This window comes from Ferrimonas sp. (assembly GCF_048263965.1).
Taxonomy (GTDB): domain Bacteria; phylum Pseudomonadota; class Gammaproteobacteria; order Enterobacterales; family Shewanellaceae; genus Ferrimonas.
Genome location: NZ_JBLXDO010000024.1, coordinates 33,011 through 55,995, shown reverse-complemented (window position 1 = coordinate 55,995; position 22,985 = coordinate 33,011). Strand labels below are relative to the sequence as shown.

Sequence of the window (22,985 nt, the reverse complement as noted above, 5' to 3'; positions counted from 1 at the left end):
CCCATCTCTCAATCAGGCCTTACGCACCTTGACGGCGCACTTCTTGTAGTCGGTCTCCTTCGACAGCGGGTCGGTGGCATCCAGGGTCAGCTTGTTGACCAGGGTGCTGGCGTCGAAGAAGGGCATGAAGACCAGGCCACGAGGCGGCTTGTTGCGACCACGGGTTTCCACCATGGTCTCCACCTCACCGCGGCGAGAGCTCACCATCACCTTGTCGCCACGGCGCAGGCCGCGCTCCTTGGCATCCAGTGGGTGCATGAACACCACGGCATCGGGGAACGCCTTGTACAGCTCGGGTACCCGCTGGGTCATGGTGCCGGTGTGCCAGTGCTCCAGAACCCGGCCGGTGGAGAGCCACAGGTCGAACTCGCCATCCGGGGACTCCGCCGCCGGCTCGAAGGGCAGTGCGAAGATCACCGCCTTGCCATCAGGCTTGCCATAGAATTGGAAATCGCTGCCCGCCTTCACATAGGGATCGGCTCCCTCTTTGAAGCGCCACTTGGTCTCCTGACCGTTGACCACGGGCCAGCGCAGGCCACGCACCTGGTGATAGGTGTCGAAGTCCGCCAGGTCGTGGGCCTTGCCGCGACCGAAGGTGGCATACTCCTCGAACAGCCCCTTCTGGATGTAGAAGCCTGCGGCGCGGGCATCGTCATTCAGACGCTCGGCGGGCACCTCATCCAGGCTGTACTGATTCACCTGGCCATTGGCGTAGAGAACATCGAACAGGGTCTTACCGCGGTACTCAGGCTTCTGGGCCAGCAGCTCTTCGGGCCACACCTCTTCAACCTTGAAGCGTTTGGAGAACTCCACCAGCTGCCACAGGTCAGATTTTGCCTGCCCTGGCGCCTTCACCTGCTGGTACCAGAACTGGGTACGACGCTCGGCGTTGCCGTAGGCGCCCTCTTTCTCGACCCACATGGCGGTGGGCAGGATCAGGTCGGCGGCCATGGCGGTCACCGTTGGGTAGGGATCGGACACCACCACGAAGTTGGCAGGGTCGCGATAGCCGGGCAGACGCTCCTCGTTGATGTTGGGGCCGGCCTGCATGTTGTTGTTGCACATCACCCAGTAGGCGTTGAGCTTACGGTCTTTGAGCATGCGATCCTGCAGCACGGCGTGGTAGCCGGGCTTAGGCGGGATGGTGCCCTCGGGCAGCTTCCAGATCTTCTCTGAGTAGGCTCGGTGTTTGGGGTTCTTCACCACCATGTCTGCGGGCAGACGGTGGGCGAAGGTGCCCACTTCCCGGGCGGTGCCACAAGCGGAGGGCTGGCCGGTCAGGGAGAAGGGACCGTTGCCGGGCTGGGAGATCTTACCGGTGAGCAGGTGGATGTTGTACACCAGGTTGTTGGCCCACACGCCGCGGGTGTGCTGGTTGAAGCCCATGGTCCAGTAGGACACCACCTTGCGATTCGGGTCGGCATACAGCTCTGCCAGGGCGATCAGCTTGTCCGCTTCCACGCCAGAGAGCTTGGCAACGGTGTCGACGTCGTAGTCGGCAACAAACTTCTTGAACTGCTCGAAGTCGATGGCTTCGGATCCGCCCTTGCCGGGGTTCTTCGCCGCCTTCTCCAGAGGATGCTCGGGACGCAGGCCGTAGCCGATGTCGGTGATCCCCTTGCGGAAGTTGGTGTGTTTGTTGACGAAGTCGTGGTTCACCTTGTCATTCTGAATGATGTAGTTGGCGATGAAGTTGAGGATCGCCAGGTCAGTCTGAGGGGTGAACACCATTGGGTTGTCCGCCAGCTCGAAGCTGCGGTGCTCATAGGTGGAGAGTACCGCCACCTTCACGTGCTCTGCGGAGAGCTTGCGGGCACTCAAGCGAGACCAGAGGATGGGGTGCATCTCAGCCATGTTGGAGCCCCAGAGGACGAAGGCATCAGCCTGCTCCAGGTCGTCGTAGCAGCCCATGGGCTCATCGATGCCGAAGGTTCGCATGAAGCCACCCACGGCGGAAGCCATACAGTGACGGGCGTTGGGATCGATGTTGTTGGAACGGAAACCGGCTTTATACAGCTTGGCGGCGGCGTAGCCTTCCCACACCGTCCACTGACCGGAGCCGAACATGCCCACAGAGGTCGGGCCCTTCTCTTTCAGGGCCGCTTTGAACTTGTCGGCCATCACGTCGAAGGCCTCATCCCAGGAGACCGGAGTAAACTCACCATTCTTGTCGTACTTGCCGTTGCTCTTACGCAGCATGGGCTGAGTCAGACGGTCCTTTCCGTACATGATCTTGGGCAGGAAGTAGCCCTTGATGCAGGTCAGGCCACGGTTCACCGGCGCCTGAGGGTCACCCTGGACCGCCACCACCTTACCCTGGTTGGTGCCGACCAGAACGGAGCAGCCGGTGCCACAGAAACGGCAAGGCGCTTTATCCCAAACAATGGTGTCGTCGTTGCGGGTGGCGATGATCCCCTTGGCAGCAGCGGGGACGGCCAGGTTAGCCGCAGCAGCGCCGGCCGCGATGGCTTGCGCTTTTACAAAGTCTCGACGTGATAGTTTCATCATCTATTCCTTGAACCTTTTACGGTCAGTCGTTAGAAATTTTTTGGTGATAGATCAGGGAGGTTGCGCCTACACCCTGCAACCCTTTGATCTGGTCAATGCACTCCACCTGGGAGTTTTGATGTGTGTGTGTCAGCAGGACCACCATCTTGCCGGAGGGGTCGTTGACCTCGACGCTGACTCCGGGCAGCTCATTGAGGCTGGTTTCCACCGCGAACCGTTTCTCCGGCTGGGTGTTCACAACCAATGAACAGATGTGTTCATTCATGGGCAGACTCCTTGGGTATCTGCAAAGAGAGGGATTGACTGGGACAACGAGGTAGACAGGCGCCGCAACCATTACAAGCCGTTGAGAGAACCGGATGAGAGATACCAATTGTCGGCTTGAAGCTGATGGCGGCCATATCGCAGGCGTCGGCACAGCTGCGACACTCTATGCCCTGCAAGGTTAGGCAGGTGTCGTCCAGTGCCACGCGGTAGGGCCAGGGGGAGTGCTCCGAATCCCGAAAAAGGGCCTCCCCACATGCCTTGGCGCACTGTCCACAAAAACTGCACTCCGCCTTGTTAAAGTCCAGCTCGGGGAAACCCCCTGCGCCGATGACGATAACGCCGGTTTCACAGGAGGAGAGGCATTGGTGACAGCGCGTGCAACCATCAACAAACTCTTCCTCTGAAACCAGGTGTGGCATCCGCAGTACCTGGGCCTTGCGGCCGGTGGCGCTGCGCCACAGCGGAGAACGTGCCATCTTGTTGTCCCAGTCAAATAAATCAGGCTTCTGCCTGAGAAATCTTCAAACTCGGACGCAATGTAACCGCCGGGTTCAAGTGGGGGATATACCCAATAGGAAATAGATGGAGTTTCGATTGATCCTCATCAATAAATTCGTTTGTTTTGGTTGCTTTTCGACCTCACAAAATGGTCACATTTGGAGACTGCCGCACACATCTCTTTTCCTCACACCAACTTATTTCACATTTTTCCGCCATTTCCGCAGCCTAAACAACGAAGAGCGTTCCCGTTCCTGCCGCCACCGAGGTGCTCGTTTGCCAGTGAAAAATCAATGACCAACACCTACAATGCCGGTAGTAGTCGACAGAAAAGAGAACAGGAGAGAGGGATGCCCCACATCAGAATCAGTGGAATGGAGCGTCAACAGGTGATGCACATGAGCGAGACCCTGGTGGACCAGTTGGCCGACGTGGTGGGTTGTCCACGGGATCATTTCACCATAGAGCTGTTACCCACTGAGTTCATATTTGACGACAAGATGGATGCAAATCGCTACCCATTCATCGACGTTCAGTGGTTTGAACGGGGTCAGCAGATCCAGGATAAACTGGCTGAAATCATCACCACTGAGGTACGCAACCAGTTAAAAGAGGAGGAAGAGGGACTGGACATCTGTATCCGCTTTTTCCCGCTTGATCCCTTCAAATACTACGAAAATGGCCGCCATTTCGGCTGATTTAGCCAAGATTGAAATTTGGGCTTCACATTCCTAGACGACCGGTCATATAATACTCCCATGGCAAGACCAAGACGAAGTGATCACAATCGGCAACCTCTGCTGGAGGCGGGCATCAGCCTGCTCAGTGAACAGGGCTACCACGGCACCGGCCTGAAGCAGATCCTGGATAGGGTGAAGATCCCCAAGGGCTCCTTCTACCACTATTTCGACAGCAAAGAGCAGTTTGCCGCCGAGGTGATCAGCCACTACATCGACCAGTACCTGCAGCAACTCAAGCAGGCAACGGATCTGCCGGAGCGGGCTCCGATGGATCGCCTGTTGGCGGCCATAGACATGAGCCTGGCCCGCCTGGAGCAGGAGGGGATGACCAAGGGCTGCATGCTGGGCAACCTGACCGCAGAGATAGGCGGCCAGAGCGAGCTGTGCACCCAGGTGATGCTCCAGGGCTGGACCCTGTGGCAGGGCTGGCTGACTCAACAGTTCGAAGAGGCCCAGCAACGCAAAGAGGTTCGCCAGGATCTGACCGCCGAGCAGATGGCCAGACTGTTCTGGGACCGATGGCAGGGGGGCCTGCTGCACGTCAAGCTCAAAGGCAGTACTGAAGAACTGCGCAATGATATGGAGCTGATGCTCAAGGTCATCTTGCGCTAACCCCAACGAATACCGGGCGCAGCACAGGCTGCGCTTTTTTAGAGATCATTTATAGACGACCGGTCTAATAGGAGAAACGGATGACTGATATTTCCACCCCCCTGCAACTGACCCCGCAGCTGCAGGTCAGCAACCGCCTGTTCAAATCCGCCATGAGCGAACAGTTGGGCGATCGCAACCACAACCCCACCTCCGCCCTGCCCCGGTTGTACCGCACCTGGGCCGACGGGGGCATCGGCCTTTCCATGACCGGCAATGTAATGGTGGACAGAACCGCCCTGGGTGAACCCGCCAACGTGGTGCTGGATGGGCAAAGTGATCTGGACGCCTTTCGCGCCTGGGCCGAGGCCGGCAGCAAAAACGGCAGTCAGATCTGGATGCAACTGAACCATCCGGGCAAACAGATCCCCGCCATGCTCAGTAAGGAGCCTCTGGCCCCCTCCGCCATCCCCCTGGGCGGCGGCCTGGAGAAATCCTTCAATACCCCAAGGGCGATGACCGGTGACGAGATAGCCCAGACCATTGGCGCCTTTGCCACCGCCGCCCGCCTGGCCAAGGAGAGCGGATTCGACGGGGTACAGATCCACGGCGCCCACGGCTACCTGGTGAGTCAGTTCCTGTCGCCTCGCCACAACCAGCGAGAGGATGAGTGGGGGGGCGATGCCCAGAGACGGATGCGCTTCGTGCTGGAGGTCTACCGGGCCATTCGCGCCGAGGTGGGCGATGAGTATCCGGTGGGCATCAAGCTGAACTCGGCGGATTTCCAGAAGGACGGCTTCAGCGAAGAGGAATCCATGGCGGTGGTGGCAGCCCTTGAAGCGGAGGGGGTCAACCTGATTGAGATCTCCGGCGGCACCTACGAGGCGCCGGCGATGATGTCCGGCAACCGCAAGGCCTCCACCAAGGCGAGGGAGGCCTACTTCCTGGAGTACGCCGAACAGGTACGCAGCCGGGTGTCCGTGCCCCTGGTGGTCACCGGCGGTTTCCGCAGCAGCCGAGGCATGAACCAGGCCCTGGCCAGCGGCGCCGTCGATATGGTGGGCCTGGCTCGGCCGCTGTCGGTGATGCCGGACATGCCCAACCGCGCCATGGCCGATGAGGACTTTGAGATACGCTTCAAGGAGCCCACCACCGGCTTTAAAGGGGTGGACGCCATGGCGATGCTGGGGATCACCTGGTACGAGTTCCAGCTGGAGCGCATGGGTCGCGGCCAGGCCCCCAAACCCAACCTGTCGGCCTGGCTGGCGGTGGCCGGTACCTTCAAACGCCTGGGTGCCCACGCCTTCCGCCAGCGCCGCGCTTAAAGGGTCGCAGCACAAACAGAAACGGGGTCCCTGAGGACCCCGTTTTTTTTCAGCCTGTCTGGCCTTACTTCACCACAATCTTACCGGCGAAGATGATGGGGGAGAAGGTACGCTTCAGGCTCTTGCTTTCGAAGCTGGGCAGGTTCATCTGCTCGTCAAACTCCACCTTGTCACCCTTTTGCACCTTGGTCTCTGGCGCGGCGGCCCACACCAGCTTGCCCTCTTCCTTGATCTGCACATAGGTGTAACCGCCGGCGTTCATGGTCTCCACCACTTCGCCAGTGTGCAGTTGGCCCGCGTGCGCTGCCGCAGCCATACCCAGAGCCAGAATCGCAGTGCTGGCTGCTTTAACCAAAGTCTTAAACATGTTCATCCCTTGTATGGATTTCAGTGAGCTATTGGTGCAATTAAAGCAGTGATGAGCGCTTGGGACCAGCTTTTGCGGCAACTCTGCTAGATGGCGCGCAAACCCCAAAAAAAGTTGCAGAGAAAAGGAACTTTTTACTCTGCCGGACCAAACCGTTCCAGCAGTGGGTTCTCTTTACATTCGACTGAATATAATTATTATTTTTCGGCTATTCCCAAAACAAGGATGTCACCATGAACCGTTCCCTACTCATCGGAGCCCTGGCACTGAGCCTGAGCCTGCCCCTGCAAGCCGCGTCCGAGACCTCGGCATTTGACCAGGCTTACCGTGCTTACCAGCAGGCGATTGCCGCCAAGGACACACAGGCCGCCCTGGTCCATGCCCGGGAAGCCTATCGGCTGGGTGCCGACCTCTATGATGTCGACTCGGTCGACTACGCCAACCTGGGTATCAACCTGGCCAAGCAGCTGCCCCCCGACGAACAAGACGAGGCAGCCTCCCTGCTTATACAGGCTTTAAAGAGCTACAAAAAAGCCTATGGCAGTCAGAGTGAAAAGCTGCTGGAGATCTATGCTCGGCTGGTCGAAAAGGATTTCGACCATCGCAAGAGCCACCTCAGCGCTCTGCTCGCCCTCGGTGAAGAGCTCTATGCGGAAGATTCCCTGGCCTACGCCAATCTGATGTTGGAAGCATCACGCATCTGCATGCGCGACAGCCAACTGGCCAGAGAGGGCCGCAACCTGGCCAGTGACGCCCTGGAGATCATCCAAGAGAAGGCCCCCCGGGAAACCCTGGAGCGGGTCGAGGCGGAGTACCTCAACGGCCTGTGGGCCGACGGGTTTCAGAAAAAGGAGGCGGCCATTGAGCATTTCAGCACCGTCATCGAACTGCTGGATGTGCTGGAGTACAGCCACCCCTATGCCCTGGCCGCCCACTCCCGCCTGGTCCCCCTGCTGGAGCAGAGCGGTCGCAGCGACGATGCCACCGCTCACTGTCTGGCCATCGCCCAGATGAAACCCTGGGACAACAACCAGGAGCAGAAACCACTGTTTCGTCAGGAGCCAAGATGGACACCGGCCGCCCTCAAGCGCGGTAAGAAGGGCTCTGTCGTGCTGGACATCACCATTGACAAACAGGGCTTTGTGACCGACATGGAGGTGCTCGACAGCCAGGGCCACAAGGACTTTGTCAAAGAGACTAAAAAAGCGGTGAAGAAGTGGCGCTACGCCCCCAAGTTCCAGGATGGCCAGCCGGTAGCGGCCACCACCAAGGTGAGAATGGATTTCTTTGTGCGCTAAGGTTTCCCCTATTTCCGGTAACGAAGCTTGCCCAGGCAAGCTTTTTTTCTGCCATCTCCCTAAAGGGTCTGGCGACCGGTTTGCTCCTGCCCCTCCGCCAGCCCGCGCCATTGACAGCTTAGGCACAACAAAATAGGGTAAAGCCCGAACACGGCATTAGCCAATTGGCGCAACAAGGAGAAGTTATGCCAGGAAAATGGATTTTGGGCCTCGCTCTGCTGTTCAGCAGCCATGTCCACTCGCAAGAGCTCAACGAAATGAGCGTGACTGAGGCGTTAGATCACTGCACCAGTCAGTGGAAAAAGCGCCAGCGCCTCGAGGGGTGCGACTCTCACGGCTACAAAGATGTGTTTCGTGTCCATGAGGTCGAGGGCAACGACCATGCCCGCTTCCAGTTCTACACCCGCACTCTTGAGCTCAATGGCAAGCCGGTGATTCGCCAGGGCATCAAGCTGGTGGTGAATTGCGATCGGTGCCAGCGCAAATCCCCTGAGCAGATCGCCGCCCTCATAGGCACGCTGCCGGAAGCCGTGCTGACCGCCCACCTGAATACTCGGGTTCACACTCAACTCTGGTCTGTCGACGGGCGGGTCGCCGACCCACAAGCAACCCAGTCCAATCTGTCCGGTGTAGTAAAAGAGACCTATGGGCTGACCCGGCCCAAAGACGCCGCATTGGCACTGGTGTCGCAGCGGATCCAGGAGGAGTACAAAGTCTTGGAGATGCACGATGCCCAGGGAAGGCTGCAGGCCCTGTATCGGCTGAGCCCACTGGATGGCCACTCTTTGATTCTGGACGTCACCGATAAGCGCATCTCTGCGCCCACCGGCTTACAGTTTGCTGCTGATGCAACCGAGATGGACAAACTGGCCGGCCTGTTTGTCTCCCCTTCCTACTACGACACGCCGGTCAGCCAGGCCCAGGGACGGGAGTGTTCAATGAACTTTCGCCGCTGCCCCAAGGCCGCGACCTGGCAGAGCCTGGTCGCCTGTGCCGATGAGGCATCACTGGGGCAAGCGCAGGCGCACCTAAAGGCGTTTAGCGCCAGTCCGGGCACCTGTCAGTAGCCCGGTCTCCAGGACGGCGTATCCGGCCCTGAGCCGGCCGCTACGCCGCCCTGCCCGCCTCTGTCGCCTCAGGCACCTCAAGCAGCTCACCGCTGGCACAGTCGTAGATGTAGCCATAGATAGGGATGGTGGCCGGCACCATGGGGCTTTGCCGGATTCGGCTGACATCCTCCACCACACTGGTGGCGTTGTCTTTGAAGGTCAGCCAGTTGATGTACTTACCCTCCACGGTACCGCCCCCGGCCTTGCTGTCCTGCCAGCCGCCTTCGGTGAATGAGGCGGTGTTCAGACTGCCGGACAGCAGTTCTCCCATCACCTCGCTGGTGAAGGTCTCCATGCCGCAGTCGGTATGGTGGATGACAAACCACTCCCGAGTGCCCAGCAGCTTGTAGGAGACCACCAGAGAGCGGATGGCGTCGTCGCTGGCGCGGCCGCCGGCATTACGGATGACGTGGGCGTCCCCCTCCGCCAGTCCGGCAAACTTGGCCGGGTCCAGCCGGGCATCCATGCAGGTCAAGATGGCAAACTGTCTCGCTGGAGGCATAGTCGGGGCTCCCTTCTTACTTTTATATGACCCCCCCAAAAAAAATTCAGTCTGTTCCTTAAGTAACAGACTCGCGGCCACACCTCACTTATAATAACAAACAAAGTTCAACACATGACGTTCACATGCTCAATCAACCACCAACAAACTGGCAGAGTCATCAATGTCTCTTATCCTTAAAAAATCATACTTTAACAAGCGTGTTCCAACCAATATTGACAAAAGATTGGAAAACGTTTGGCTATGAAGCATTATTGAGAGTTTCTAATATAAATGAGACAAGTAGTTTGACTCCTCCAGACGAGTTCATTGATTCATTTAGCGGAAAGCAACGTACCTTATTAGAACAACTAATTATCGAACTTCACTTGCAGAATTATGCAGATAGTTGGTTCATTGACGAGAAATTATTCATAAATGTCTCTCCGGGAAGTCTTATCACTTTGTCGCAAAGCTTTGAGACCAAGTATTTCTTAAAACAACTATTAAGTAACCTTGGCATACCCCAGAAAAGTATTGTTTTAGAAGTCAAAGAATGTGCCTCTCCAGATGAGGCTGCTTTGAAGTCCAGTTGCAACAAATCCGTACTAGGTCAGGTGCTTCTAGCCTTGGATGATGTCACAATGTGTGACTTAGACACATTAAGAATGGGTTCCTTAAAACCGGCCATCATTAAAATCGATCATTCACTGATTGGTGAAGAGTGTAATGAAACCGCCAATAGGAAATTAGAAAAATTCATAAAGCAATGCCATCGTCAAGGTGCTATGGTTGTTGCTGAAGGTATCGAAGATCGAGCAACTTACCTTAAGGCATTGGCTCTCGGTGTAGACCTATTTCAAGGGTACTTTATCTCGCGACCATTGCCGATCGAAAAGCTGCATTTATAATATATTATTGCTGAGATAAATTTCAAACGCCTTGATTAAAAATCACATAAAAACTCAAAGCCAAAAAAAGACTACCATTAACCATTAAGCTTAACTAAATAGAGAAATGCATGACCGATGGCATCTCCTGGCCCTGTGGCTTAAGCAAAGAAACAAAAGAACAATTAGAATCTATTTCTATACATAAGGAAGACAGCCAGCTGTCATTTCTTCGTTCTTATCAGCCATTCGATGGATTATATTGTATCTCGAGAGGTATCATTTCATTTGGGTATGAAACAGAAAATAATCGAGGTTTAACAAGTGTCAGTGCTACTTTTGGTCAAGGAGATTGGTTTGGCGCATCCTCTATTGCGAATCCGATGCAAACATTTATACAAGCAGAGCTTGTTGAACCATGCAAGTTTCATTTTTTCCACAGAAATCAGTTACTCCAACTGCTTAAAAAAAATGATGAAATCTATAAGCTTCTATACTTTATCACAAGAGAGTCTCACGTCACTGTTGCGCAATGCCACATCATATCTCTCGCAGAGATGATACCTAAAGTTTCCTACGTCCTCTTGGATCTTTTGACAAAAGTAAGAAGGTACTCCCATAAGTCCAGTCATGTCCAAGTATCTCAAGTTCAACTTTCTCGAATTGCAGGTGTCTCAAGACCAAAGCTAAACCAGATTTTAAAGCAGATGGAAAAAGATAATACAATTTCGGTTCACTATGGTTCAATTGAGATTGTCAAACCAGAAGCCTTGGCAGTAAAATTGCAAGGCGTTGATCTGTCGTATAAAAATCCTATCCCACACCTTTTCTAACAGCAGTACTCCCACTCTAGAATCGTCCTAACTTACCGTCCGGAATTAGTTGACCACTACAAAACACAGACATGTAAAAATCCACCTGTATAGCAGGTGGCTTTGACACAGCCCTGATCCTGCCCCCTACAAGGGAGCTTTTGTTTTGTTAAAGACTTTCCAACGCCATCTGCCTTTCGTGCTCTTCTTTAGCTGCCTTGTCCTGGTACCAGACATAGCGTCGAATGATAGCTTCGTTGGCTCCAACTGAATCTACGAAGTACCCTCTTTGCCAAAAGTGATTACCCCATAGCTTTTTCTTGCGAAGATAAGGGAATTTGCCAAACAACCGTATAGCGCTTCTTCCCTTCACGAACCCCATAAACTCCGACACGCTTAAGCTCGGAGGCAGTCGCACGACCAAATGGACATGATCAACTTGTACGTTTAACTCAACCACGCGGCATTTTTTCATACTACAGTAGACATAAATCGCCCTATACAGCTCTTTACCTGCATTCCTTTGAGAATTCAGTACCTGTACTTCGGTGTCCAGACGATGTGATACTGGCACCTACGCTCACCACCTCCATAGTAGGTGGTTTAAGACTAACAAAAAAACGGGCCCCTTTCGGGGCCCGCCTCTGTACCGGTCAGTGAGTGAGCACCGACACGATTCAGATGATACCAATTTCACTAAATATCTGTTCACTACTGCTGGCTTAACTTGTCCCACTCTGCGTTGTAAGACTGACTGTTAGGGCCACTAGCAGCGGCGTCTTACGCCTTGATTGGAACAATTTCTTCGTCGCATTAGATTGAACATCTACCTAATGAAACTGGCATTACCAACCGGTGATTTCGCGCAGGGCGGAACCGATCTCGGCCAGGGAGCGCACGGTCTTCACACCGGCGTCTTCCAGGGCGGCAAACTTCTCGTCGGCGGTACCCTTACCACCGGCAATGATGGCGCCGGCGTGGCCCATACGCTTGCCCGGAGGTGCGGTCACACCGGCGATGTAGGAGACCACAGGCTTGGTGACGTTGGCCTTGATGAAGGCGGCCGCCTCCTCTTCTGCGGTACCACCAATCTCACCGATCATCACGATGGCTTCGGTGGCCGGATCCTTCTCGAACATCTCCAGCACGTCGATGAAGTTGGAGCCTGGGATTGGGTCACCGCCGATGCCCACACAGGTGGACTGGCCGAAGCCTTCGTCGGTGGTCTGCTTAACCGCTTCATAGGTCAGGGTGCCGGAGCGGGAGACGATGCCCACCTTGCCAGGCTTGTGGATGTGACCGGGCATGATGCCGATCTTGCACTCGCCGGGGGTGATAACGCCGGGGCAGTTGGGGCCAATCATGCGCACGCCTGCCTGGTCCAGCTTCACCTTCACTTCCAGCATGTCCAGAGTCGGGATGCCTTCGGTGATGGTGACGATCAGCTCGATACCGGCATCGATGGCTTCCAGGATGGCATCCTTACAGAAGGGCGCTGGCACATAGATGACGGTGGCGGTGGCGCCGGTGACCTCTACCGCTTCGCGTACGGTGTTGAACACGGGCAGACCCAGGTGGGTGGTGCCACCCTTGCCTGGAGACACGCCGCCTACCATCTGAGTACCGTAGGCAATCGCCTGCTCAGAGTGGAAGGTCCCCTGACCGCCGGTAAAGCCCTGGCAGATCACCTTGGTGTCTTTATTGATAAGAACGCTCATTACTGACCCTCCGCGGCTTTCACTACTTGCTGCGCGGCGTCGGTCAGACTGGTGGCAGCGATGATATTCAGACCAGACTCGGCCAGGCGCTGTTGGCCCAGCTCGGCGTTGTTGCCTTCCAGGCGAACAACCACAGGCACCTCTACGCCCACCTCTTCCACGGCACCGATGATGCCGTCGGCAATCAGGTCACAACGTACGATACCGCCGAAGATGTTCACCAGTACCGCCTTCACGTTGGCGTCGGACAGGATGATCTTGAACGCTTCGGTAACGCGCTCCTTGGTGGCGCCGCCACCCACGTCCAGGAAGTTGGCAGGCTGGCCGCCGTGCAGGTTGACGATGTCCATGGTGCCCATGGCCAGACCGGCGCCGTTCACCATGCAGCCGATGCTGCCGTCCAGGGCCACGTAGTTCAGCTCCCACTGAGCCGCGTGAGCTTCACGGGCGTCTTCCTGGGAAGGATCGTGCAGCTCGCGGATGGAGGATTGACGGTACAGAGCATTGGAGTCAATGTTGATCTTGCCATCCAGGCAGTGCAGGTCGCCCTGGTCGGTGATCACCAGAGGGTTGATCTCCAGCAGAGCGAAATCCAGGTCCAGGAACATTTGGCCCAGGCCCATGAAGATCTTGGTGAACTGCTTGATCTGGTCACCCTTCAGGCCCAGTTTGAACGCCAGCTCACGGCCCTGGTAAGGCTGAGGGCCCACCAGGGGATCGATGGCGGCCTTGTGGATCAGCTCGGGGGTCTCTTCCGCCACCTTCTCAATCTCTACGCCACCCTCGGTGGAGGCCATAAAGACGATGCGCTGGGTGCCACGGTCAACCACGGCGCCCAGGTACAGTTCATTGGCGATGTCGGTGCAGGATTCCACCAGGATCTTGGCCACGGGCTGGCCGTTGGCGTCGGTCTGGTAGGTCACCAGATTCTTGCCCAGCCAGTTCTGTGCGAACTCGCGGATCTCGTCCTTGCTGGACGCCAGCTTCACACCACCGGCCTTACCACGGCCACCGGCGTGCACCTGGCACTTAACGACCCACTTGTCACCGCCAATCTTATCGGCGGCTTCGGCAGCTTCCTGAGGGGTGTCACAGGCGTAGCCCTCAGACACGGGCAGGCCATACTCAGCGAACAGCTGCTTAGCTTGATACTCATGCAGATTCATATGTTCTATCCATATAACGTCTTGTTATTCCAGTCGTATTCCGACCAGGCATGGGGTGACCGCACCAGCAATCCGGTGCGGTCGCATTTTGGTATTAGATGTCCAACAGCAGGCGCGTCGGATCTTCCAGCAACTCCTTGATGGTCACCAGGAAGCCCACGGACTCCTTGCCGTCGATGACGCGGTGGTCATAGGACAGCGCCAGGTACATCATCGGCAGGATCTCAACCTGACCATTGACCGCCATGGGACGATCCTTGATGGCGTGCATCCCCAGGATGGCGCTCTGAGGCGGGTTGATGATGGGGGTGGACATCAGCGAGCCAAACACCCCACCGTTGGTGATGGTGAAGTTGCCGCCGGAGAGCTCCTCGACGGTCAGCTTGCCGTCGCGGCCCTTGATGGCCAGTTCCTTGATGCCCTTCTCGATCTCGGCCACGGACAGCTTATCGGCGTCACGCAGAACCGGGGTCACCAGGCCTCGTGGGGTGGACACGGCGATGCTGATGTCGAAGTAGTTGTGGTAGACCATGTCGTCGCCGTCCAGGGAGGCGTTCACCTGGGGGTAGCGCTTCAGGGCTTCCACCACCGCCTTCACATAGAAGGACATGAAGCCCAGGCGGATGCCGTGACGCTTCTCGAAGATGTCCTGGTACTGTTTGCGCAGCTCCATAATAGGCTTCATGTTGACCTCGTTGAAGGTGGTCAGCATGGCGGTGGAGTTCTTGGCATCCAGCAGACGCTCGGCGATGCGCTTACGCAGGCGGGTCATGGGCACCCGCTTGTCGGTGCGGCCATTGAGCTCAACCGCAGGGGCAGCGGCAGCAGCAGCCGGCGTGGCGGCAGGCTTGGATTTGAGGAAGGCTTCCACATCCTCTTTGGAGATGCGCCCGCCAACGCCGGTGCCCTTGATCTGGGCGGCGTCCAGGTTGTGCTCGGCAATCAGGCGACGCACTGATGGGCTGAGCGCATCATTGGCGTCGGCCTCTTCGACTGCGGGGGCTTCTGCCTTGGCCTGGGCTTCCTCTTTGGTCACCTCGGCACCGGGCGCGGCGCCAGCCTTGAACATGGCGATCACCTGCTCCGCCAGGACGGTGTCACCCTCGGCGTGAATGATCTCGCTTATGGTGCCGTCTTCCGGCGCCACCACTTCCAGTACCACTTTGTCGGTTTCGATATCCACCAGGTTCTGGTCGCGGCTGACGCTTTCACCGGGCTGGACGTGCCATGTGGCAATGGAGGCATCGGCGACTGACTCTGGCAGTACGGGGACTTTAATTTCGATGCTCATCTGAACCTTTCCTTGTGCAATTATTCTTCAATATTCAGGGCGGCATTCACCAGCGCCTGTTGTTGTTTGTTATGGACAGAGGGGTACCCCACCGCCGGTGCCGCGGACGCCTGACGGCCCGCGTAAGTCAGGTTCGCCCCGGAGGGGATCGCCTGCCAGAAATGGTGCTGACTGGAGTACCAGGCCCCCTGGTTCTGGGGTTCCTCCTGGCACCAGACGAAATCGGTCACGTGCTGATAGGCTTCGAGCACCCTGGCCATCTCCTCATGGGGGAAGGGATAGAGCTGCTCGACCCGAACCAGGGCCACGTCGGTAATCTCATTGCGACGGCGCTTCTCCAGCAGGTCGAAGTAGACCTTGCCGGAGCAGAACACCACCCGGTTCACCGCCTTGGGATCCAGCTCGTCCAGTTCGCCGATGACGTTCTGGAAGGTGCCGTTGGCCAGCTCCTCCAGGTCGCTCACCGCCAGTGGGTGACGCAGCAGAGACTTGGGCGACATCACCACCAATGGACGGCGCATGGGGCGCACGCTCTGGCGGCGCAGCATGTGATACACCTGGGCCGGCGTCGAGGGCACACACACCTGCATGTTGTGGTCGGCGCACATCTGCAGGAATCGCTCCAGTCGGGCGGAGGAGTGCTCCGGTCCCTGGCCCTCATAGCCGTGTGGCAGCAGCATGGTCAGGCCACACAGGCGGCCCCACTTCTGCTCACCTGAGCTTAAGAACTGGTCAATCACCACCTGGGCGCCGTTGGCGAAGTCACCAAACTGGGCTTCCCACATGGTCAGGGTGGCCGGTTCGGCGGTGGCGTAGCCATATTCGAACGCCAGCACCGCCTCTTCGGAGAGCACCGAGTCGTAGATCTCAATGGTGCCCTGACCATCGCGCAGGTGGCGCAGAGGCATGTAGGTGGTGGCATCGTCCTGATTGTGCAGCACCGCGTGGCGGTGGAAGAAGGTGCCCCGGCCTGAATCCTGACCGGTCAGGCGGATTCGGGTACCTTTGTCCAGCAGGGTGGCGTAAGCCAGAGTCTCGGCCATACCCCAATCCAGTGGCTTCTCACCGGCCGCCATCAGCTGGCGATCCTTGTAGGTCTTGGCCACCCGGGATTGCAGCTTGTGGGACTCGGGCACATCACAAATGGCCTTGGCCAGTTCGGTCAGTTCCGGCATGGGCACCTGGGACTGGTACTCAGAATCCCAGTCGTGGCCCAGGAAGGGACTCCAGTCGACAGAGTGGGCTTCCATGGTGCGCCACTCGGGCACCACACACTCACCCTGGTCCAGCAGTTCACGGTAGGCGTTGATCTGCTCGGTGACCTCTTCCGGGCTCATCACCTGGCTGTCGATGAGGCGGTCGGCGTACACCTTGCGTGGCGTCGGGTGCTTCTTGATCTTCTGGTACATCAGAGGCTGGGTGGCATTGGGCTCATCCGCCTCATTGTGACCGTGTCGACGGTAGCAGATAAGGTCAATCACCACGTCGCGGCCAAACTCTTGTCGGTAATCCACCGCCAGCTGGGCCACGAAAGCCACCGCTTCCGGATCGTCGGCATTCACGTGGAAGATGGGCGCCTGCACCATCTTGGCGATGTCGGTACAGTACTCGGTGGAGCGGGTATCTTCCGGATTGGAGGTGGTAAAGCCCACCTGATTGTTGACCACCACCCGCACACTGCCGCCTACGCTGAAGCCGCGGGTCTTGGACATGTTGAAGGTTTCCTGCACCACACCCTGACCGGCAATGGCAGAGTCGCCATGGATGGTCACCGGCATCACCTTCTGACCATTCTCACAACCCAGGCGGTCCATACGGGCGCGCACCGAGCCCATCACCACCGGATTGACGATCTCAAGGTGAGAGGGGTTGAAGGCCAGGGCCAGGTGGACATTGCCATCCGGGGTGGCGAAGTCGGAGGAGAAGCCCTGGTGGTACTTCACGTCACCACTGCCCAGGGTCTCGTCGTGCTTGCCGGCGAACTCGTCGAACAGGTTCTGGGGCTTCTTGCCCAGTACGTTCACCAGCACGTTGAGGCGACCACGGTGCGCCATGCCCACCACCACCTCTTTGGTGTCGTGGTGACCGGCGCGGTAGATAAGCTCGCGCATCATGGGGATCAGGGCATCACCGCCCTCCAGGGAGAAACGCTTGGCCCCGGGGAACTTGGCCCCCAGGTATTTCTCCAGGCCTTCGGCGGCATTGAGGCCGCTTAGGATCCGTTTTTTGTGTTCGCTGTCGAAGCTGGCTTTGCCGGAGGTGGGCTCCAGGCGCTGCTGAACCCATCGCTTCTCCTCGGTGGAGGTGATGTGCATGTACTCGGCGCCGATGGACCCACAGTAGGTGGCCTTGAGGGCGTCCAGCAACTTGGACAGCTTCATGGTGTCACCGCTGGCCGACGCGTAGGAGCCGATATTGAATTCGCGCTCCATATCGGTGTCGGTGAGACCGTGGAATTCTGGGGTCAGTTCGGGGACAGGGTCGCGCTTCCACAGACCCAGGGGATCCAGGTCGGCGGCCTGATGGCCACGGAAGCGGTATGCGTTGATGATCTGCAGGACTTTAACCTGCTTTGCGGTCAGTTCTGGGTCGACGGCTGTCTTCACCGAACTGGTCTGCTCCATGGCTACCTGACGGAAGTAGTCCTGGATGCGACGGTGATTCGCCTCCTGGCCCGCTCCGTTGGTGGGCAACCGGTCGAAGATCTCACGCCACTGTTGCGATACCTCTTCTGGTTCGTCCAGGTAGAGTTCGTACAGCTCTTCGATGTAACTTGCGTTGGCACCGGCTAGATGGGAGCTGTCCAGCCAGTCCTGCAGTGAGCCTTGTTGCATCTGTATTCCTTTATCAACCAAGCCTGGTTATACCTGTTGCCTTTCTAAGGCATTGTTATTGTTTTTACCACTGCCCTTTAGTCGTAATTTATCGACTCGGGGCGTTAGAGCACTATACAAAAAGGTCACGCACTTCGCAGCCGAAGAGGTGACCTTGATATTAAATACAACGATAAACAACGCGTTGCATAACTACACCGCCCGTTGCAGCAACATTGACTTGATGTGGCCGATCGCCTTGGTGGGGTTCAGACCCTTGGGGCAAACATTCACGCAGTTCATGATGCCGTGGCAGCGGAACACGCTGAAGGCGTCATCCAGCTCTGCCAGGCGCTCGTCGGTGGCGGTGTCGCGGCTGTCCACCAGGAAGCGGTAGGCGTGCAACAGGCCGGCGGGGCCGACAAACTTGTCCGGATTCCACCAGAACGAGGGGCAGGATGTGGAGCAGCAGGCGCACAGGATGCACTCATACAGTCCATCGAGCTTCTCACGCTCTTCGGGGGATTGCAGGTGCTCACGGCCCGGGTTCTTATCGTCATTGATAAGGTAGGGCTTCACCTTCTCGTACTGCTTGTAGAACAGGCTGAGATCCACCACCAGGTCGCGAATCACCGGCATGCCGGGCAGCGGACGAATCACCAGCTTCTTGCCGTTGAAGGCGGAGATGGGGGTGATACAGGCCAGGCCGTTCTTGCCGTTCATGTTCAGGCCGTCGGAGCCGCACACGCCTTCACGGCAGGAGCGGCGGAAGGTCAGGCCGGGATCCTGCTCCTTGAGCATCATCAGCACATCCAGCACCATCATGTCCTTGCCTTCAGGCAGGTCCAGGGTGTAATCCTGCATGCTGGGCTTGGCGTCAGTCTCCGGGTTATAGCGGTAGACAGAAACTTGCAAACTCATTCCCTGTCACTCCTTAGTAGGTACGCTTCTTGGGCGGGAAGGCTTCCCGCAGCTTGGGCGTCATGTTCACATCGCGCTTGGACATCTCACCTGTGATGGGATCATACAGGGAGTGGCACAGCCAGTTGCCGTCATCCCGCTCGGTGAAATCTTCACGGGAGTGGGCGCCGCGACTCTCGGTGCGGAAGTTGGCCGCCTCGGCGGTGGCCAGCGCGGTCTCCATCAGGTTGTCCAGTTCCAGGCACTCGATGCGGTTGGTGTTGAACGCCTTGGAGCGATCGTCGAGCTTGGCGTTCTCCAGGCGGGCCTTGATGGTCTTGAGTTCCTTGAGGCCTTCCGCCATGGCGTCGCCCTGGCGGAATACGGAGAAGTTGAGCTGCATGCAGTTCTGCAGGTCCTTGCGAATCTGGTTTGGATCCTCGCCGCTCTGGTTATTCTCCCAGCGATTGAAGCGAGCCAGGGAGGCGTCGATGTCAGACTCGGACGCATCGCGGGCTTCGGTCTGAGCAGCCAGGGTTTCACCCAGGTGCTTACCGGCCGCGCGGCCAAATACCACCAGATCCAGCAGAGAGTTGCCGCCCAGACGGTTGGCGCCGTGTACCGATACACAGGCGATCTCACCGACCGCAAACAGACCCTGAACCGGCTTGTCACCCATGCCAATCACCTGTCCGTTCACGTTGGTGGGCACGCCACCCATCATATAGTGACAGGTTGGGATCACCGGAATCGGCTCCTTCACCGGGTCAACGTGGGCAAAGGTACGGGACAGTTCGCAGATGCCCGGCAGACGGGACTCGAGTACCTCTTCACCCAGGTGGTCCAGCTTCAGCTTGGCGTGGGGACCCCAGGGGCCGTCACAGCCTCGACCCTCGCGGATCTCAGTCATGATGGAGCGGGCCACCACGTCACGTCCGGCCAGATCCTTGGCGTTGGGGGCGTAACGCTCCATGAAGCGTTCGCCATCCTTATTCAGCAGGTAGCCACCTTCACCACGACACCCTTCGGTCACCAGTACCCCGGCGCCGGCGATGCCGGTGGGGTGGAACTGCCACATCTCCATGTCCTGAACCGGAACACCGGCGCGCAGGGCCATGCCGACACCGTCTCCGGTGTTGATGTGGGCGTTGGTGGTGGAGGCATAGATGCGACCGGCGCCGCCGGTGGCCAGCACGGTGGCCTTGGCCTTGAAGAACACAATCTCACCGGTTTCGATGTCGATGGCGGTGGCACCCACCACGGCACCATCCTGGTTCTTCACCAGATCCAGGGCGTACCACTCGGAGTAGACTTCGGTCTTATTCTTGACGTTCTGCTGATACAGACAGTGCAACAGGGCGTGGCCGGTACGGTCGGCCGCGGCTGCGGTCCGGGCCGCCTGCTCACCGCCGAAGTTCTTGGACTGGCCGCCGAAGGGGCGCTGATACACCTTGCCGTTGTCGAAACGACTGAAAGGCAGGCCCATGTTCTCCATCTCGATGATGGCCTCAGGGCCGGTCTTACACATATATTCAATGGCGTCCTGGTCTCCGATGTAGTCGGAGCCCTTGACGGTGTCGTACATGTGCCATTCCCAGTTGTCTTCGTGGGCATTGCCCAGGGCGACCGTGATGCCGCCCTGGGCGGACACGGTGTGGGAACGGGTCGGGAATACTTTGGACAGCAGGGCACAGGATTTGCCCTCCTGAGAAATCTGCAGTGCTGCGCGCATACCTGCGCCGCCGGCACCAATGACGATAGCGTCAAATTCGCGTACTGGAATACTCACTTACACACCCCACAGAATAACAACACCGGTGGCCAGATAGGCCAACAGGACAACGTTGATCGCAAACAGGACAAAAGCACGAAGCTTGGCGGGCTTGATGTAGTCGGTGGCCACCTGCCACATACCGATCCACCCGTGAATCAATACGCTGAACAGCGCCAAAAGGGTGAAAACTTTCATGCCCACAGAAGCAAACAGCCCCTGCCAGGTGTCAAACGTCAGTGAGGGGGAGGTCACCAGGTAACCCACCAGAAACAGAACGTAGGCCAGCATCACCAATGCGCTGGCTCGAATCAGAACGAAATCCTGGACGCCGCTGCGTCCAAATGTCGCGGCATTCTTTACCATAACCAGGCTCCTGCCAGAACGGATACCACCAGAGTAATGGCAAAGCTGGCCTTGGCGGACGCGTTACCGGACTCCATCTCTTCAAAGTGTCCCAGGTCCTGGAACAGGTGACGAATGCCGCCGATGGCATGATACGCCAGTGCGGTGAGGATTCCCCATACGATGAATTTGACGAAGAACGTCTGGAAGTAGGATTGAACCTGGGCAAATCCTTGAGCACCGCTCAGGGACGTGGCCAGTAGCCATAGCAGGATGGCGAGGGCGACGAAGGTGATGACACCACTGACGCGATGCAAAATCGACGCAATCGCCGTGGCGGGAAACTGGATCTGACTCAAATCCAGGTACACAGGTCTTTGCTTATTCACAGCTGCTCACTCAGCTCCATTGAGCACTTTTTGTTATTTCCACCGAAATTGGGACATCCGTCCCTACTCCTAGGTAGGCGTTTTAAACAGAAAATAGGCAATATTTTAGCCGAGTGATTGCTGGAAAATTCCCCATGACCTCACCGCTCTACTGCCTCTTTTCAGCGGCCCGCGCCCAGTATACATAGCGCTGTTTTTGATTACAAACATCACATTTTGCCAATTTCTGAGATTTGCCACACAGATCCATCCGAACCGACAGTGAGCTGTGAATAGCGTCCAAAAGTGCATGAAAGTGAAGCAATTTCGATTAAACATCCGACCAGGCAATTGATTTTTGTGATTACTGTCTCTTAAAATGGGACGGACGTTACGGATAGATAACAAGAATGTAGTAAGGAGAACACGGTATGGCTGAATCTAAAGCCACACTTCAGGTTCCAGGCCAGGAAGCGGTGGAACTGCCTATCAAACAGGGCACCGCAGGCCATGATGTAATCGACATCAGCTCTCTGGGCAAGCATGGGTACTTCACTTTTGACCCGGGCTTCATGGCCACCGCTTCCTGTGAGTCTGCGATCACTTACATCGATGGCGCCAAGGGCGTGCTGCTGCACCGCGGCTACCCCATCGACCAACTGGCGACCCGCTCCAGTTATATAGAAGTCTGCTATCTATTGCTGTTCGGTGAGCTGCCCAGCAAGGCGCAGCTGGAGAAGTTCGAGAAAACAGTGACCTACCACACCATGGTCCACGAACAGATCTCCACCTTCTTTAAAGGTTTCCGTCGCGATGCCCACCCCATGGCGATTCTTTGTGGTGTGGTTGGCGCTCTGTCCGCCTTCTACCACGACTCCCTGGATGTGAACGACCCCAAACACCGTGAGATCTGCGCCTACCGCCTGATCTCCAAGATGCCGACCCTGGCGGCCATGGCCTACAAGTTCAACCTTGGCCAGCCATTCGTGTATCCACGCAACGACCTCTCCTTCGCCGGCAACTTCCTGCACATGATGTTCTCTGTGCCCTGTGAAGATTACACGGTGAACCCCGTGGTGGAGCGCGCCATGGACCGCATCTTCATTCTGCATGCGGACCACGAGCAGAACGCCTCCACCTCCACGGTGCGACTGGCCGGCTCCTCCGGTGCCAACCCCTTTGCCTGTGTGTCGGCCGGTGTGGCCTCCCTGTGGGGCCCCGCCCACGGTGGCGCCAACGAAGCCTGCCTGGAGATGCTGGCCGAGATCGGTACCGTTGACCGCATCCCAGAGTTCATCGCCCGTGCCAAGGACAAGGAAGACCCGTTCCGCCTGATGGGCTTTGGCCACCGGGTGTACAAGAACTTCGATCCCCGTGCCACCGTGATGCGCGAGACCTGCCACGAGGTTCTGAAAGAGCTGGACATCAACGATCCACTGCTGGATGTGGCCATGGAGCTGGAGCGCATTGCGCTGGAAGACCCCTACTTCGTCGAGAAGAAGCTCTACCCCAATGTCGACTTCTACTCCGGCATCATCATGAAGGCCATTGGTATTCCGACCTCCATGTTCACCGTAATCTTCGCCCTGTCCCGTACTGTGGGCTGGATTGCCCACTGGCAGGAGATGCTGAGCCAGCCAGGCCACAAGATTGGCCGTCCTCGCCAGCTCTACACAGGTGCCGAAAAGCGCGATTACGCCGAACTGTCTGACAGAGACTAACGGCCA

21 protein-coding genes and 1 pseudogene are annotated in these 22,985 nt (G+C 57.3%); 8 read left to right on the top strand and 14 right to left on the bottom strand.

What is annotated here, in order from left to right; translation table 11 throughout:
• Positions 1-12 precede the first annotated feature (12 nt).
• The 3 genes from napA to napF are packed head-to-tail and all read right to left on the bottom strand — an operon-like array spanning position 13 to position 3,251.
• The gene (gene napA / locus ACN0RV_RS17035) at positions 13-2,505 is read right to left on the bottom strand and encodes a nitrate reductase catalytic subunit NapA (RefSeq protein ID WP_417349464.1); all 2,493 of its coding nucleotides are present in this window, start codon (positions 2,503-2,505) and stop codon (positions 13-15) included.
• Between the two features lie 25 nt (positions 2,506-2,530).
• A complete protein-coding gene (locus tag ACN0RV_RS17030) occupies positions 2,531-2,773 on the bottom strand; it encodes a chaperone NapD (RefSeq protein WP_417349462.1) in 243 nt (80 codons plus the stop codon).
• Positions 2,766-3,251 (bottom strand): ferredoxin-type protein NapF, encoded by a 486-nt coding sequence (gene napF, locus ACN0RV_RS17025; RefSeq protein WP_417349461.1) that lies wholly within the window; start codon positions 3,249-3,251, stop codon positions 2,766-2,768. The genes ACN0RV_RS17030 and napF overlap by 8 nt, the downstream gene beginning before the upstream one ends.
• 372 nt (positions 3,252-3,623) lie before the next feature.
• On the opposite strand from napF, the gene ACN0RV_RS17020 reads away from it, so the two are divergent.
• From ACN0RV_RS17020 to ACN0RV_RS17010, 3 genes are all read left to right on the top strand, one after another.
• Positions 3,624-3,971, top strand: coding sequence for a DUF1904 domain-containing protein (locus ACN0RV_RS17020; protein ID WP_417349459.1), 348 nt, complete (start codon positions 3,624-3,626; stop codon positions 3,969-3,971).
• Positions 3,972-4,031: 60 nt separating this feature from the next.
• Positions 4,032-4,625 carry a TetR family transcriptional regulator C-terminal domain-containing protein gene (locus ACN0RV_RS17015; RefSeq protein WP_417349457.1) on the top strand — a complete coding sequence of 198 codons (594 nt, stop codon included), beginning with the start codon at positions 4,032-4,034 and terminating at the stop codon, positions 4,623-4,625.
• An 80-nt stretch (positions 4,626-4,705) separates the two neighbouring features.
• Positions 4,706-5,929 carry an NADH:flavin oxidoreductase/NADH oxidase family protein gene (locus ACN0RV_RS17010; RefSeq protein ID WP_417349456.1) on the top strand — a complete coding sequence of 408 codons (1,224 nt, stop codon included), beginning with the start codon at positions 4,706-4,708 and terminating at the stop codon, positions 5,927-5,929.
• A gap of 64 nt (positions 5,930-5,993) precedes the next feature.
• On the opposite strand, the gene ACN0RV_RS17005 is transcribed toward ACN0RV_RS17010, so the two are convergent.
• Positions 5,994-6,296 carry an NrfJ gene (locus ACN0RV_RS17005; protein WP_286339774.1) on the bottom strand — a complete coding sequence of 101 codons (303 nt, stop codon included), beginning with the start codon at positions 6,294-6,296 and terminating at the stop codon, positions 5,994-5,996.
• Between the two features lie 233 nt (positions 6,297-6,529).
• On the opposite strand from ACN0RV_RS17005, the gene ACN0RV_RS17000 reads away from it, so the two are divergent.
• Entirely contained in the window at positions 6,530-7,594 is a 1,065-nt protein-coding gene (locus ACN0RV_RS17000; RefSeq protein WP_417349454.1) for an energy transducer TonB, read from the top strand.
• Between the two features lie 185 nt (positions 7,595-7,779).
• Complete coding sequence (locus ACN0RV_RS16995; protein ID WP_417349452.1) at positions 7,780-8,661, top strand: hypothetical protein; 882 nt, start codon at positions 7,780-7,782, stop codon at positions 8,659-8,661.
• Between the two features lie 40 nt (positions 8,662-8,701).
• Here the strand turns inward: ACN0RV_RS16995 and ACN0RV_RS16990 are convergent, their stop codons facing one another.
• On the bottom strand, positions 8,702-9,205 hold the full coding sequence (locus tag ACN0RV_RS16990) for a beta-class carbonic anhydrase (protein WP_417349450.1): 504 nt from the start codon (positions 9,203-9,205) through the stop codon (positions 8,702-8,704).
• Between the two features lie 125 nt (positions 9,206-9,330).
• Between ACN0RV_RS16990 and ACN0RV_RS16985 the strand changes: the two genes are divergently transcribed.
• Both ACN0RV_RS16985 and ACN0RV_RS16980 read left to right on the top strand, forming a co-directional pair.
• The gene (locus ACN0RV_RS16985) at positions 9,331-10,095 is read left to right on the top strand and encodes an EAL domain-containing protein (protein WP_417349448.1); all 765 of its coding nucleotides are present in this window, start codon (positions 9,331-9,333) and stop codon (positions 10,093-10,095) included.
• Between the two features lie 110 nt (positions 10,096-10,205).
• Positions 10,206-10,907, top strand: coding sequence for a Crp/Fnr family transcriptional regulator (locus ACN0RV_RS16980; protein WP_417349446.1), 702 nt, complete (start codon positions 10,206-10,208; stop codon positions 10,905-10,907).
• 148 nt (positions 10,908-11,055) lie between these two features.
• On the opposite strand, the pseudogene tnpA reads toward ACN0RV_RS16980, so the two are convergent.
• From tnpA to sdhC, 9 genes and pseudogenes are all read right to left on the bottom strand, one after another.
• A pseudogene (tnpA, locus tag ACN0RV_RS16975) lies at positions 11,056-11,447 on the bottom strand (IS200/IS605 family transposase).
• Positions 11,448-11,731: 284 nt separating this feature from the next.
• Positions 11,732-12,604 carry a succinate--CoA ligase subunit alpha gene (gene sucD / locus ACN0RV_RS16970; protein WP_028108847.1) on the bottom strand — a complete coding sequence of 291 codons (873 nt, stop codon included), beginning with the start codon at positions 12,602-12,604 and terminating at the stop codon, positions 11,732-11,734.
• On the bottom strand, positions 12,604-13,770 hold the full coding sequence (gene sucC / locus ACN0RV_RS16965; RefSeq protein ID WP_286339779.1) for an ADP-forming succinate--CoA ligase subunit beta: 1,167 nt from the start codon (positions 13,768-13,770) through the stop codon (positions 12,604-12,606). The genes sucD and sucC overlap by 1 nt, the downstream gene beginning before the upstream one ends.
• 94 nt (positions 13,771-13,864) lie before the next feature.
• A complete protein-coding gene (gene odhB / locus ACN0RV_RS16960; RefSeq protein ID WP_417349444.1) occupies positions 13,865-15,061 on the bottom strand; it encodes a 2-oxoglutarate dehydrogenase complex dihydrolipoyllysine-residue succinyltransferase in 1,197 nt (398 codons plus the stop codon).
• A 20-nt stretch (positions 15,062-15,081) separates the two neighbouring features.
• Positions 15,082-17,895, bottom strand: coding sequence for a 2-oxoglutarate dehydrogenase E1 component (gene sucA, locus ACN0RV_RS16955; protein WP_417349442.1), 2,814 nt, complete (start codon positions 17,893-17,895; stop codon positions 15,082-15,084).
• A 192-nt stretch (positions 17,896-18,087) separates the two neighbouring features.
• On the bottom strand, positions 18,088-18,795 hold the full coding sequence (locus tag ACN0RV_RS16950; RefSeq protein ID WP_417349440.1) for a succinate dehydrogenase iron-sulfur subunit: 708 nt from the start codon (positions 18,793-18,795) through the stop codon (positions 18,088-18,090).
• Positions 18,796-18,808: 13 nt separating this feature from the next.
• Positions 18,809-20,563, bottom strand: a complete 1,755-nt coding sequence (sdhA, locus tag ACN0RV_RS16945; protein ID WP_417349438.1) for a succinate dehydrogenase flavoprotein subunit — start codon at positions 20,561-20,563, stop codon at positions 18,809-18,811.
• On the bottom strand, positions 20,564-20,911 hold the full coding sequence (gene sdhD / locus ACN0RV_RS16940) for a succinate dehydrogenase, hydrophobic membrane anchor protein (RefSeq protein WP_417349437.1): 348 nt from the start codon (positions 20,909-20,911) through the stop codon (positions 20,564-20,566).
• Entirely contained in the window at positions 20,905-21,279 is a 375-nt protein-coding gene (sdhC, locus tag ACN0RV_RS16935) for a succinate dehydrogenase cytochrome b556 subunit (RefSeq protein WP_417349435.1), read from the bottom strand. The genes sdhD and sdhC overlap by 7 nt, the downstream gene beginning before the upstream one ends.
• A 410-nt stretch (positions 21,280-21,689) precedes the next feature.
• Between sdhC and ACN0RV_RS16930 the strand changes: the two genes are divergently transcribed.
• Positions 21,690-22,979 carry a citrate synthase gene (locus ACN0RV_RS16930; protein WP_417349433.1) on the top strand — a complete coding sequence of 430 codons (1,290 nt, stop codon included), beginning with the start codon at positions 21,690-21,692 and terminating at the stop codon, positions 22,977-22,979.
• Positions 22,980-22,985 lie beyond the last annotated feature (6 nt).